Source organism: Paracoccus sp. pheM1 (assembly GCF_018499825.1).
GTDB lineage: Bacteria > Pseudomonadota > Alphaproteobacteria > Rhodobacterales > Rhodobacteraceae > Paracoccus > Paracoccus versutus.
On record NZ_JAGXCX010000001.1, the window covers coordinates 208,930 to 221,633 of the forward strand.

A 12,704-nucleotide genomic window follows, 5' to 3' on the forward strand; every position below is an offset into this window, starting at 1 on the left:
CGCGTCGTGGGGTGGTTATGGGCACCGGGCTGCAATCCCGGTGCCCAACAATAGACAGCTATTTCAGGGCGGTGGTAGGGCTTAACTGCGGCGAGGTCGCCAAGCCATGACGCAGGACGATCACCGCCTCGACGAAGCCAAGGCCATGCCCATCGCCGATGTCGTTGCACGGCTGGAGCTATCTGGCCTGGTCCGCACCGGCGGCGAGCTGGTCGGGCCGTGTCCGCAATGCGGCGGTCGGGACCGCTTCGGGGTCAATTTGCAGACCGGACTGTTCCAGTGCCGCAAGGAATGCGGGCCGCACGCCAAGGGCGATCAGATCGCGCTGGTCCAGCATGCGCTCGGGATGGATTTCCGCGCGGCGCTGGAATGGCTGTGCGGCCCGGCGCAAGGCCTCTCCGATGCCGAGCGCGCCGAGCGGCGCCGCAAGGCCGAAGCGAATCGGCGCAAGCAGGACGATATTGCCCGCCGCGCGCGCGAGAACTCGATCCGCGCCGCGCGGGATATCTGGTTCACCGCCGGCCCGGCCGAGGGCACGCTGGTGCGAGACTACCTGACCCTGCGCGGTATCGATCCCGTGCTCTATCCTGACCTGCCGCAGGTCCTGCGCTTCGATCCCGCGGCGCGTTACATGATCCCGGTCGAGGGCAAGGCGCAGGAATGGCAGACCGTGCATGTCGGCCCCGCGATGGTCGCGGCCGTTGTCGATGCCGGAAACCGGGTCACCGCGGTGCATCGCACCTGGCTCGATCTGGATCAGCCCAAGGGCAAGCTGTTGCTGCCCGATCCGCGCAAGCCGGGCGAGACGCTGCCCAGCAAGAAGGTGCTGGGCTCGAAAAAGGGCGCCGTCATCAGATTCCTGACGCCGTCGGACTGCGACACCATGATCATGGCCGAGGGGGTCGAGACGACCCTTTCCGCCCTGATCGCGGAGGCCATGCCTCGGCGCTGCGCCTATTGGTGCGGTGTCGATCTGGGCAACATGGCCGGGCGCATGCAGCGCGGCCCCGGCCTGAAATATGCCGGCCTGCCCGACATGGACGATTCCGAGGCCTGGCTGCCGCCGGCTTGGGTCAAGACGCTGATCTTCGTCCAGGACGGGGACAGCGATCCGAAACTGACGCGCGCCAAGCTCCTCGCGGGCCTGCGGCGCGCCAAGATCAAGCGGCCGGGCCTGCGGGGCTACATCGTCCACGCGGGCGATGGCCGCGATCTCAACGACATCCTGATGGGACAGCGAGATGAGTGACGAGCAGGAGATTGTGAACGCCGCAAACCGATTCGAGGTGATGTTTCGCGGTATCGCGGGCCTCGACGATCTGTCGATTTCCGAAACGCGCGGCCTGTTCATCGCACTTTCGGACCTCATTGCGGAAATCGTGGTCAGCTGCAGCGACGAGACCGGCCCGTTCCTTGACCTGATCCGGGCGAAGATCGAGCGGTTGCGCGCGGTGGGTGACGCCCGGATCGATCCGGAGCGGCTGCAATGACCGATAGGAGCGATGACGACGCGCTCGGGCAGGTCCGGGCCGTGATGAGCAATGCCGAAGAGGTCGATCTGCCCGAGGGGATGGAGCCGGAGGCAGCGTCCGGGGACGGGAACGGGCATTCCCCCGGAACCCCTTCCGAGGACCGGCCCGACGATCCGTTTGCCGATTGCGCGCAATATCCGCTCAACGACCATGGCAACGGCCAGCGCTATGCCCGCCACTACCGGGACGAGCTGATCCATGTGCCCCGATATGGCTGGCACGTCTGGACCGGCCAGCGCTGGCAGAAGGACGAGGACGGCATAGAGGTTCGACGCCGTGCCCAGATGCTGGGTGATCTGATATCGCGGGAAATCCCTCACCTTCGGCTTGAGGACTGGCAGATGCAGATCCTCGAGGACGGCGTGCAACTGCGCCGCCGCGAACGCGAGCTTAGCCGGCTCATCAATGCCGAGGGCGAGGAGGCGAAGGCCGCGCAGCAGGAGCTGGACAGCATGGCACCCAAGCTCGCCCGGCTGGCCGGAATAGAGAAGGTGATGGGCTCGGTTCGCAAGGATCATCACGGCTGGGCGAAGACCTCGGGGAATACGACGCGCATCGACGCGCTGATCAAGGAAGCTGGCGTCGGCCTGGCGGTGGCGTTCGATCAGCTGAATGCCGCCCCGCTGGATGTCTGCTGCGAGAACGGCGTTATGCGGTTTTCGGTCATTCCGGGCGATCCCGAAAGCGGCATGAGCCCCATGGCGGACATGGAGTTCGTGCCGCATGCCCGGGATCAGCTGATCACCAAGATGATGCCGGTGCGATACGATCCGGATGCAGAGCGGCCGATCTTCGACAGGTTCATCGCCCGCATCCTGCCCGATCCAGAGGTCAGGCGCTTCGTGCAGCGCTGGTTCGCCCTTAACACTACGGCGCTGACCGGCGAGCAGAAGCTGGTTTTCTTCTACGGGCTCGGCGCCAACGGAAAATCCGTCCTGGTCGATCTGATCGCCCGCATGTTTGGCGATTACGCCGCCACGGCGCGGATCGAGACCCTGACCGGATCGACCAAGAAGGACGGCTCGGCCGCGACGCCGGACCTGGTGCCGCTGATGCTCGCCCGCATGGTGCGCACGTCCGAGCCCGAGGAGGGTGAGAAGCTGCGCGAGGGGCTGATCAAGCAGCTGACCGGCGGCGAGCCGATCAACGTGCGACCGAATTTCGGCGAACAGATCGAGGTCACGCCCAAGTTCAAGATCACCATCCAGGGCAACTATCGCCCCGAGGTGCGCGGCCGGGACGACGGGATCTGGCGCAGGCTGCTGATCGTGCCCTTTGACGTGACCATTCCGCCAAAGGAACGTGACCCAGACCTCGGTGCCAAGCTATGGGAGGAGCGATCCGGCATCCTCAACTGGCTGATCGAGGGGCTGATAGACTACCTGGAAGGCGGGTTGCAGGAGCCGCAGGCTGTCCTCAGCGCGACCAACGAATACCGCGAGGAGAGCGACCCACTCGGCTTCTTCCTTGAGACCTGTTGCGTTGTCTCGGGGCAGCCCGAGGACAGCGAGACGGCAAAAGACCTCGCGCTCGCCTTCCAGCTTTGGCAGGACGAGCAAGGTGGAAACGTCTGGCAGCAGGGCACGATCCAGCGCCAGATCAAGGACAAGATGCGCCGATGGGTCAGTCCGAGCACCGGAAAGAAGTTCTCCGAACGCAAGTCGAACGGCATCATGCGATATGACGGCATTCGCTTCTCGATGGAGTTCGGGCACCGCTTCCGAACCGCGCCGCGCGACGCGAACGGCCGTCCCATCGCTGGTCGCAGCGGAGGCCAAGATGGCGGTCTGTGATCCCCGCACCCCTGTTCCGACTGGCATGAGGGAGGAATTTGCCTCCCTCCAGGGAGGAAAGGGAGGGTCTGCCTCCCCGTGTTTTCCGACGACATTACAAGGGGTTCGGGGCGTCAGGGAGGATAGGGAGGAAAATTCCCGCATACGCGTATGCGCGAGAAGGGAAGGGGTCTGGGGTGATGAAGGCCCCATATGCGTGGACCCGGTTTTGCCTCCCTATCCTCCCTGACGGCATCAACTGTCTGTAATCTAAAGATAATCATCTCTGAAATACCTCCCTCAATCATCCCTCAAGATAATCCGATCCTCCCTATCCTCCCTGAAGAAACAGCGACCGAAACAATAGGCAGTATGATGAGCAAGAGGGACCACAATATGTTGAGAGCGGCGCAGAAGGCCGAAGCGGGGAAGTCGCTGATCATGGCCGCAAGGGAGGCTCGGGATGCCCGGAAAGCCGAGGAAGCCGCTCGGCTTGCCGCCATCCGGGGCGCCAGCGCGATCCCCGATCAATGCGGCCCGGATACCATTGCCGCCCCGGCGCGCGGCCCGTTCGTCGTTGAACGTCAGCTGACCATGGTGCCGAACGGCGTCGATGATCGCGGCCTGGAGAAATGGGCGGCGGCGCCGACAGGATTCGGGCATCGCGCCAGTGTCCGCGCCGCCGACGTGTTCGACCGGATGACCGCCTCGGCCCGGCGCCGCAAGAAGCCGTGCCCCCTGACGCCGGGCCAGATCGCGATGGGCCGCCGCTATGCGGCGCTGGTCGAACTGGCAGCGGCCGATGGCACCAAGGTCTCGCGGCTCGATGCGTCGCGGGCGGGCGGCGACAGCATGGGCTGGATGGACCGGCATCTCGATATCGCCCAGGAGTTGACGATCCTGCGCAATCGCATCGGCTTCAGCGCCGCCATGACCGTGCGCCGCATCCGCCCCACTGCTCGGGGTGAAACGCCCCGCGGCCCGATCATGGACAGGGTGCTGGTGGACATGGTCTGCATCAAGGGCTGCACGCTGGACGAAGTGCTGGCGAGCCATGGGTGGGCAGTGAAGGGCGACCACAGGAAAGCCGTCGCAGAAGCGCTGAGCGCGGCACTGGACCGCATGATCGGGTATCGGGGCAAAAAAACTTCTTGACGGCTTAAGTCCGTCTGTGAGACAGAATTGCATAGTATCACGAATTGCGCCCGCAGGGATCATGTCCCGAGCGGGCGTTGTCATTTCCGGGGTATCGATGGGCAGGCTCAAGCAACTCGCACCGCGCGTTGGCTCGTTGTCGGCGCGCGTAACGTCCATCGGTGCCGGGCCGGATCGGCTCAAGCGCCGGGACCAGATAGTGCCATGGCGCAAGTGGTATAAGACGGCAGAGTGGCAGCGGCTCCGTTGGGATTGCCTTGCGTCTGCGCTGTTCACCTGTGCCCGCTGTGGCGTCATTGGTCAAAGCCGCGAACTGGTGGCCGACCATATCCGTCCGCATCGCGGCGACCGTGATCTGTTCTTCGATCCGGGCAATCTGCAATGCCTTTGCGCGACCTGCCACAATCGGGACAAGCAGGCAGAGGAGCGCGCAGGTGCCGCCAATCATAGCGCCACCAACGGCGATGTCGGTCGGGGTTAGGCAGCCGGCCAACGGGCAGGCACCGTCGAAGCCATGCCCGTGGTGCGGATCGGCGGTGACGGGGCCGAGGTGCCAAGGATGCGGAGGCCCGACCGCTGCGTGACCGCGCGGATCACCGCGCCGACCTCGAAATCAGCCCGATCCGGTCGAAAATGCCTCGAAATCGGGCAGATCGACCCCTCGGACCCCCAAAGGAGGGGGTGGGTCGAAAGTCAGGGGGCCAATCCGGCCCGGACCCGCGCCCCCCTCATCTGGAGATTTTTTTCTGATGGAAGAGGTTTTCGACCTGTTCGGAAACCCCGTTGAAGCGGGGTCCGGCAAGCCCGGCCGTCCCCGCAAGGTGGCGACGCCGGAAGATCGCAATAAAGTCAAGATGTTGCTTGCGGTCGGCTGGTCCAATGAACGGATCGCGGCCGTGCTGCGCATGTCGCTGCCGACTTTTCGGCGGAATTTTTTTCAGGAGCTGAAGATTCGCCCGGTGGCGCGCGACATGCTCGACGCGCGCCGGCTGGAGCTGGCGCTTGCCGCCGCCCAGTCCGGCAATGTCGGCGCGATGCGCCAGGTGGATCGGCTGCTGGATCGGTTCGACCAGATGGAGGCGGAACGCGCCTATGCGTCGCGGCCTAAGGATCAGCCCGAGCCCAAGGAAAAGCTGGGCAAGAAGGTGCTCGACGAGGTGCTGGCGCTCGATGCCGACGCCGCGCTGATGAAAGAGCTGGACCTGGAGACCAAGGGCGGCGGGGGCAATGTCCGCCATTGAGGCTCTGCCGCGCTTCGCTTGCCCGGATTGGTGGGAAAAGCTTCAGGCCGGCGAGGTGCCGATCGCCGATGTGCCGGTCAACGAAGCGAAGGCGGCACGGGTGCTGGCGTTCTTCAACCGGTTGCGACTGCCGGACGTGCCAGGCAATCCGCCGATGTCGGAGGCCTGCGGCGACTGGTTCAAGACCATCCTGGTGGTGTTCTTCGCCAGCGAGGATCCGGAGACCCATCGCGAGCTGGTCTGGGAACTGCTCTGCATGGTTCCGAAGAAGAACTCGAAATCCACCTATGTGGCGGCGCTCGGCCTGACGGCGCTCTACATGGAGGAGGCGCCGAACCGGCAGATGCTGCTGGTGGGGCCGAGCCAGAACATCTCAGAGCGTTGCTTCGACCAGGCGCAGGGGATGATCAACCTGGACGACAAGCTGAAGCTGATCTTCAAGGTCCAGGAGCACCTGAAGACGGTGACCCGGCGCAAGACCGGCTCGAAGCTGGAGGTGAAGACCTTCGATACCTCAATCGTCACCGGGGAAATCCCGGTGCTGACGATCATCGACGAACTGCACGAGCTGGGCAAGAAGGCCAAGGCGGCGAAGGTGATGCAGCAGATCCGCGGCGGCGGCATCACCAAGGTGCGCGGCAAGGTCTTGATGATCACCACCCAGTCGGACGAGATGCCGACGGGGATCTGGAAGTCGGAGCTGAAGAAGGCACGGGCCATCCGCGACGGTAAGGCCGGATCATCGCCGATCATGCTGCCGGTGCTCTATGAGTTCCCTGAGGAACTCCAGCGCAACGAGAAATACTGGCGCGACCGGGACAACTGGCATCTGGTCTTGCCGAATCTCGGTCTGTCGATCGACGAACAGGCACTCGAGGACGATTACGAGAACAATGGCAAGGTCTCGAAGGAGGCCGAGCAGATCTGGGCCAGCCAGCATCTCAACATCGAGATCGGCGTTGGCCTCGGCGGCGATGCCTGGTCTGGCGCGGTGCATTGGGAACCGGCCGCAGCGGGTTGGATCACCCTCGACCGGCTGCTGGACGAAAGCGAGGTCTGCACCATCGGCGTGGACTGGGGCGGCGCCGACGACCTCGCGGCGCTCGCTGTGCTGGGCAGGCGGGCGCGGGACAAGGTCTGGCTGCTATGGGTTCGCGCCTGGGCGCGCGAGACGGTGTTCAAGTCCAGGCCGCAGATCGCCGACGCGTTGCGCGGGTTTGAGGAAGACGGCGACCTGCGCGTCGTGTCCTCGCCCGAGTTGCAGGCCGCCGAGGCTGCCGAGATCTGCGACCGGGTGCGGTTGGCCGGGCGGCTGCCCGAGGCCGGCGGCATCGGCCTCGACGCGGCAGGGATCGCGCTTCTGCTCGATGCGCTTGAGGAGATGGGCATGGTCTCGCCCCTGGTGCAGGCGGTGCAGCAGGGCTGGAAGCTCCAGACCGCGATTTCGACGGTGCCGCTGAAGCTGGAGTCGCGGCGCATGCTTCACGCCGACCAGCCGATCATGAATTGGGCGGTCGGCAACGCCAAACAGGAACTCAAGGGGAGCAACTACATGGTGACGAAGCAGGCCTCCGGCGCTGCCAAGATCGATCCCCTGATGGCGGCGTTCGATGCGGCGATGCTGATGTTCAACAACCCGCAGGCCGCGCCACCGATCGGCGACTTCCTGGCCAACCCGATCATGGTGATCTGAGATGGACCTGCCACGGGGCATCGTCGATCGCTTCGGCAGGCCGATGGCGGCGCTGTCCGATCTGACCAAGGAACAGCGTCTCACCCTGCAAGGCGGCGACCTCGGCTATTACGTCGCCAGCAATGCCTCGGGCAAGGTGGTGACGCTGTCGGCAGCGCTGACCATCTCGGCAGTATGGGCCTGCATCGTGCGCAGCGCCCAGGCCATGGCGTCCTTGCCGCTGGACCTTTATCGCAAGACCGCTGGCGGACGGCAGCGGCAGGACGGGGCGCTGGCCGACCTGATCAGCCTGTCGCCGAATGCCGACCAGACGCCGGTCGAGTTCTGGGAGGGCATGTTCTCCTGGATGCTGGCCACCGGCAACGCCTATGCCGAGATCGACCGGGTCAACGGCCGGCCATCCTCGCTGGTGCCGCTGCCCGCCACCCATGTCCGGCCGTTCCGCAACAAGGTGAGCGGCGAGTTGTTCTACGAGGTGCGCGAGCCCGGCACGTCGCGCCCGCGCGTCATCGGCCGCGAAGACATGTTCCATCTGCGGGGCTGGGGCTTCGGCGGCGACGAGGGCATGTCGCCGATCCGCTGGGGCACCCAGTCGCTCGGCGCCGCCATGGCCGCCGACGAGGCCTCGGCCAAGATGTTCGGCTCGGGCATGCAGGCTTCGGGCGTGCTGAAGACCAACCAGCGCATCTCGCCCGAACAGCGCCCGCAATTGCAAGCGATGATGAGCGAATACGCCGGATCGACCAAAGCCGGCAAGCTGATGATCCTCGAGGCGGGGATGGAGTTCGAGCAACTGACGCTGAACCCGGACGATGCCCAGATGCTGGAGACGCGGCGGTTCTCGATCGAGGAGGTTTGCCGCTGGTTCGGGGTGCCGCCCATCGTCATCGGTCATTCGGCCGAGGGGCAGACCATGTGGGGGACCGGGGTCGAGGCAATCTTCCTGTCCTGGATGCAGCTCGGCATCAACCCGGTGCTGAAGAAGGTCGAGCAGCGGATTCGCAAGCAGCTGATCCCGCTGCGCGAGCAGCGCGACACCTACGCCGAGTTCAACCGCGAGGCCATGCTCCAGATGGACAGCAAGGCGAAGGCGGACTTCATCCGCGCGATGGTGACGATGGGCGTCATGAAGCCCGACGAGGCGCGCGACAAGCTCAACATCGAGCGCGAGGGCGGCGCGGCCGATCTGCTGTGGATGCAGGGCGCCATGAAGCCCATGGACATGATTCTCAAGGGGAAGTGACGATGGCCAAGAACCATATGCCGGTCGCGCATTTCGGTGTGCGGCCCGATGACGTGCGCGCCGAATGCGCCCCGCCCAAGGCGTTCGAGAAATGGCAGCCCGAGCTGCGCGCCCGCGCCGAGGCTGTGGGCGATGATAGCGGCCCCTTCACCATCGACGTTATGGATGTGATCGGCGACACCTGGGACGGCTACGGCGTGACCGGGAGCAAGGTGGGGGCGCTGCTGCGCGCTGCCGGCGAGCGCGAGGTGGTGGTCAACATCAACAGCCCGGGCGGCGATGTGTTCGAGGGGCTGGCGATCTACAACATGCTGCGCGGGCACAAGGCGGATGTGACGGTGCGCATCGTCGGTCTTGCCGCCTCTGCCGCCTCGGTGATCGCCATGGCCGGGGACCGCGTTGAAATCGCCCGGGCCGGCTTCCTGATGATCCACAACACCTGGGTGTGGGCTGTAGGTGATCGGAACGACCTGATGACCGTTGCCGGTCAGCTGGCGGCCTTCGACGAGGTTCTGGCGGACCTGTATTCTGTTCGCACTGGCATCGATCCCGCGGAAATCGGCACGAGGATGGATAAAGAGTTCTGGGTGTCGGGGCGAGCGGCTGTCGAGCAGGGATTTGCCGACGACCTGCTCGAAGCGGATCATATCACGTCCTCGAGTGGGGCAAAGGCGCAAGTTCAGGGCCTGCATCGCAATCGCCGCGCCGAAGCGGCTATGGCGTTGGGTGGCATGCCCAGGTCCGAGCGTCGCGCGTTTTTCAAGGCTCTTACCAGCAAGCCGAGCGCTGCTGACGACGACATGCCGCGCGCTGTCGAGACCATGGCCAACCTGACCGGGTGGGCCAAATCGCTAACGGCCAAGATGGAGAACTGACATGGCCTTTGACATGGAACAGGCGTTCGGCGAGTTCAAAGCCGAATTCGACAAGGTCACCGACAAGATCAATCGCAGCGCCCAGAATGCTCTGGACGAGGCGAAGCGCCTTGGCGGCCTGACCGAAGAGACCAAGGCGAATGTCGATAAGGCACTTGCCGAGCAGGGCGATCTGAAAACCCGCCTCGACGACATGGAGGCTTCCGCCCGTGATCTCGCACAGCGCTTCGCCAGCGGCCGCCGCAGCGGTGCCGGTGGCGCGAAATCGCTGGGCCAGCTGGTGGTTGCCGAGGCCGAGGAGAAGATCAAGGCCGCGGCCAAGGGCGGCGTGAACGGCGACGTGTCGCTGGGCTTCTTCAACGCCATCACCTCGCTGCCTGGCTCTGCCGGCGAGCTGCTGCCCGAAAGCCGCGAGCCCGAGATCATCGCCGAGCCCGACAAGAAGCTGGTGGTGAAAGACCTGATCACGGTGGGAGAGACGGGCCAGCCGCTGATCAAGTATTTCCGCGAGGTATCGCGCACGGGCGCCGCCGGCATCGTGCCGGATGACGGCACCACGGTGAAGCCGCTGATCGACAAGACCTGGACCTCGGAATCGGCCGAGGTGAAGACCATCGCCGGCCGGATGGAAATCCACAAGCATATGCTGGATGACATCCCGGCGCTGCGGACCGATATCGACACCACGCTGACCTATGAGGTCAACAAGGTCGAGAACGCGCAGATCCTGGCGGGCGACGGCACTGGAGAGAACTTCTCGGGCCTGATCACCAATGCCACGGCCTATGGCCAGACCGCCCGCGAGCCCTCTGGCGCGACAATCCTCGACCGGTTGCGCCTTGCCATGCTGCAGGTGTCGGCGGCGGGCTATGTCGTCGATGCACATGTCCTGAATATCTGGGACTGGGCCGCGGCCGAGATGCTGAAGGACACGACCGGGCGCTACATCTTCGGCAACCCCTTCATGGAGACGCCGACGCCGCGCCTCTGGGGTCGTCGGGTGGTCGATACCGAGGACATGCCGGAAGGCGATTTCCTGACCGGAGCCTTCAAGCTGGCCGCCACCTACTACCAGCGCCAGGACATCGAGATCCTGCTGTCGTCGGAGAACCGCGACAACTTCGACAAGAACATGCTGACCGTGCGCGGTGAGAAGCGCGGCGTCGTGGTGGTCAAGCGCCCGCTGGCGCTCTGCTACTACACCGCCCCGGGCGGCTGATCATGGTTGCGGGCGCGGCATCGTCTGCGCCCGCCGCAACTCCCTTCACGAAAGGAATACGGACATGCCGAAGTTGAAAGCGCTCCGCGGCTCGATCGGCGCCTATGGCCGGGTCAAGGCCGGCGGCATCGTCGAGGTTGACGACGATGCGGCGAAAAAGCTGCTGGCCACCAAGCGTTTCGTCCCGGCCCGCGCCGAGGATATTGCGGCCGCCACCAAGGCGCAGGAGGAATACCTGAAGGTCGAGACGGTCGGCGTCACGCCGGGTTTCGCGCCCTTGCCCGAGGCGCCCCAGCCAATCGAAAGCGCCACGGCCGGTCTCGAGCTCGATGCGCGGGAGAAGCTGCTCGAGGAACGTGCCACACAGCTCGAGGCGGATGCCAAGCGCCTGCACGATCTGGAAGCCTCTTTGAAACAGCGTCAGGCCGAACTCGATGCGCGGGAGAAGGCGAATGCCGATCTGGATCAGACGACGGTGGCTTCCGCCGCTGCTGCCGAGGATGCGGCGACCGAGGCCAAGGACGCCCCGAAGGGCAAGGGCTCGAAATGATCGTTGCTCTGCCCGATCTGAAGCTGCACCTACGGGTCGATCCAGCGGATACCGAGGAGGATTCGATCATCGCTGCGTTCGGCCGGGCTGCCGAACTTCAGGTGCGGAACTGGATCGGGCGGCCCATTTATGCCTCGGCGGTCGATTTGCCGGCGCCGGGCGCGCCGGGCTATGACCGCTATCAGATCGTCGCGGACGAGGCGATCACGGTGGCCGTCAAGATGCTGGCTGAGCGAATGTACGAGGATCGCGGCGGCGAGGGCGGCACCTCGGATGATGCCGTGCCGCCGGTGACCGTTCGCGCGTTGCTTTCCGGGTATCGGGTGTTTCACCCGGTGCCGGAGCCGCAGGTCGGCACCCCATGATCCGCGCGGGCGCTCTGACCAAGCGGGCCGCGTTCAGCGCGCCGTTCAAGGAGACCGACGCCAACGGCAAGCGCATCCAGCGCTATGATCATCAGTTCACGATCTGGGCGAACGTCCGGCACCTGCGGGGCGGCGAGAGCGTCATGCAGGCGCGGCTGGTCTCCAGAAGCCCGGCCATCGTCACCGTTCGGGCCTTTGCCGGCTCGCGGCGGATTACTTCCGAATGGCGGATCGTAATCGACGGCCGGACCTATGACGTGAAGGAAGATCCGCGGGAGACGCAGGATCGGGCCTTCCTCGAGATGCTGGTGGAGTGCGTCGGATGATCGACATAGAGCCGTTGATCCAGACGATCCGCGCCCGGCTGATCGTCCAGGTGCCAGCCTTGGGAGGTCGCGTTTTCGACCGCGCCACCGAGGGCGACGAGACGCCCTATGCCGCTTTCGACACCTTCTATGGCGTGGCGGCGGATGCGGAATGCATCGAGGCCGAGGACTGGACCGTCCAGATCGGCATCTATCATAGCATGTCGAGCAAGGCCGAGGTCGGCAAGATCGCTGGCCAGGTGAAGGCCGCCCTGCATGGCTGGGCAGATACCGACGCGCTGACCATGCACCCGATGCGCGTCACGCTGGTGCGCGTCATGGACGATCCTGACGGCGTGTCGGCGCATGGCGTGGTGCAGGTAGAGGCGATGGTGGAGGGTTAAGGATAGTGTCGCTCCTGAGCCGCCTTGTAAATCAGGTTTGGGTTTCCGCCGATCTGCCTAACTTTGTCCATCACGAGCATGAGGATCTCTGAGCCGAAATCGTGTGCTGTGCCGGCCATGTCCGAGAGGGCATCCTCTTGGTCGATGGATAAGACATCTTCAATGCTCTCGATGTCCTCAATCGATTTATCGGTGCTCGCCATTGTCATCGCGATTTTGTCGATAAGATCCTCTCCATCCGCGAGGGTGAACGAACCGGACATCAGTAGCCCCTTAAGCTGCTCTGCAATCGCAGTGATGGCCTGCTGCTGCCCTTTGATCGCGTCGAATATCTCTTGTGGTGTAGTCAC

General features: G+C 64.7%; 15 protein-coding genes. 14 read left to right on the forward strand and 1 reads right to left on the reverse strand.

The window, feature by feature from the left end:
• Positions 1-106 precede the first annotated feature (106 nt).
• The 14 genes from KF941_RS01095 to KF941_RS01160 all read left to right on the forward strand — a co-directional run bounded on the left by KF941_RS01095 (position 107) and on the right by KF941_RS01160 (position 12,354).
• Positions 107-1,249, forward strand: coding sequence for a hypothetical protein (locus KF941_RS01095; RefSeq protein WP_214272347.1), 1,143 nt, complete (start codon positions 107-109; stop codon positions 1,247-1,249).
• A complete protein-coding gene (locus KF941_RS01100; protein ID WP_214272348.1) occupies positions 1,242-1,490 on the forward strand; it encodes a hypothetical protein in 249 nt (82 codons plus the stop codon). Before KF941_RS01095 ends, KF941_RS01100 begins: the two co-directional genes overlap by 8 nt.
• A complete protein-coding gene (locus KF941_RS01105; RefSeq protein WP_214272349.1) occupies positions 1,487-3,325 on the forward strand; it encodes a DNA primase family protein in 1,839 nt (612 codons plus the stop codon). The genes KF941_RS01100 and KF941_RS01105 overlap by 4 nt, the downstream gene beginning before the upstream one ends.
• Before the next feature lie 375 nt (positions 3,326-3,700).
• On the forward strand, positions 3,701-4,459 hold the full coding sequence (locus KF941_RS01110) for a hypothetical protein (RefSeq protein ID WP_214272350.1): 759 nt from the start codon (positions 3,701-3,703) through the stop codon (positions 4,457-4,459).
• A gap of 97 nt (positions 4,460-4,556) precedes the next feature.
• On the forward strand, positions 4,557-4,940 hold the full coding sequence (locus KF941_RS01115) for an HNH endonuclease signature motif containing protein (RefSeq protein WP_051419740.1): 384 nt from the start codon (positions 4,557-4,559) through the stop codon (positions 4,938-4,940).
• 268 nt (positions 4,941-5,208) lie between these two features.
• Positions 5,209-5,700, forward strand: a complete 492-nt coding sequence (locus KF941_RS01120) for a hypothetical protein (protein ID WP_036765397.1) — start codon at positions 5,209-5,211, stop codon at positions 5,698-5,700.
• Entirely contained in the window at positions 5,687-7,393 is a 1,707-nt protein-coding gene (locus KF941_RS01125; protein ID WP_214272351.1) for a terminase large subunit, read from the forward strand. The genes KF941_RS01120 and KF941_RS01125 overlap by 14 nt, the downstream gene beginning before the upstream one ends.
• 1 nt (position 7,394) lies before the next feature.
• On the forward strand, positions 7,395-8,636 hold the full coding sequence (locus KF941_RS01130) for a phage portal protein (protein ID WP_147428956.1): 1,242 nt from the start codon (positions 7,395-7,397) through the stop codon (positions 8,634-8,636).
• A gap of 2 nt (positions 8,637-8,638) precedes the next feature.
• The gene (locus tag KF941_RS01135) at positions 8,639-9,511 is read left to right on the forward strand and encodes a head maturation protease, ClpP-related (RefSeq protein WP_214272352.1); all 873 of its coding nucleotides are present in this window, start codon (positions 8,639-8,641) and stop codon (positions 9,509-9,511) included.
• Position 9,512: 1 nt separating this feature from the next.
• A complete protein-coding gene (locus tag KF941_RS01140) occupies positions 9,513-10,730 on the forward strand; it encodes a phage major capsid protein (RefSeq protein WP_214272353.1) in 1,218 nt (405 codons plus the stop codon).
• 64 nt (positions 10,731-10,794) lie between these two features.
• On the forward strand, positions 10,795-11,280 hold the full coding sequence (locus KF941_RS01145) for a hypothetical protein (RefSeq protein ID WP_028710579.1): 486 nt from the start codon (positions 10,795-10,797) through the stop codon (positions 11,278-11,280).
• On the forward strand, positions 11,277-11,645 hold the full coding sequence (locus KF941_RS01150; RefSeq protein WP_028710580.1) for a head-tail connector protein: 369 nt from the start codon (positions 11,277-11,279) through the stop codon (positions 11,643-11,645). Before KF941_RS01145 ends, KF941_RS01150 begins: the two co-directional genes overlap by 4 nt.
• A complete protein-coding gene (locus tag KF941_RS01155) occupies positions 11,642-11,971 on the forward strand; it encodes a phage head closure protein (protein ID WP_214272354.1) in 330 nt (109 codons plus the stop codon). The genes KF941_RS01150 and KF941_RS01155 overlap by 4 nt, the downstream gene beginning before the upstream one ends.
• Complete coding sequence (locus KF941_RS01160) at positions 11,968-12,354, forward strand: DUF3168 domain-containing protein (RefSeq protein WP_214272355.1); 387 nt, start codon at positions 11,968-11,970, stop codon at positions 12,352-12,354. Before KF941_RS01155 ends, KF941_RS01160 begins: the two co-directional genes overlap by 4 nt.
• On the opposite strand, the gene KF941_RS01165 is transcribed toward KF941_RS01160, so the two are convergent.
• Positions 12,351-12,704 (reverse strand): hypothetical protein, encoded by a 354-nt coding sequence (locus KF941_RS01165; RefSeq protein WP_214272356.1) that lies wholly within the window; start codon positions 12,702-12,704, stop codon positions 12,351-12,353. The genes KF941_RS01160 and KF941_RS01165 overlap by 4 nt on opposite strands.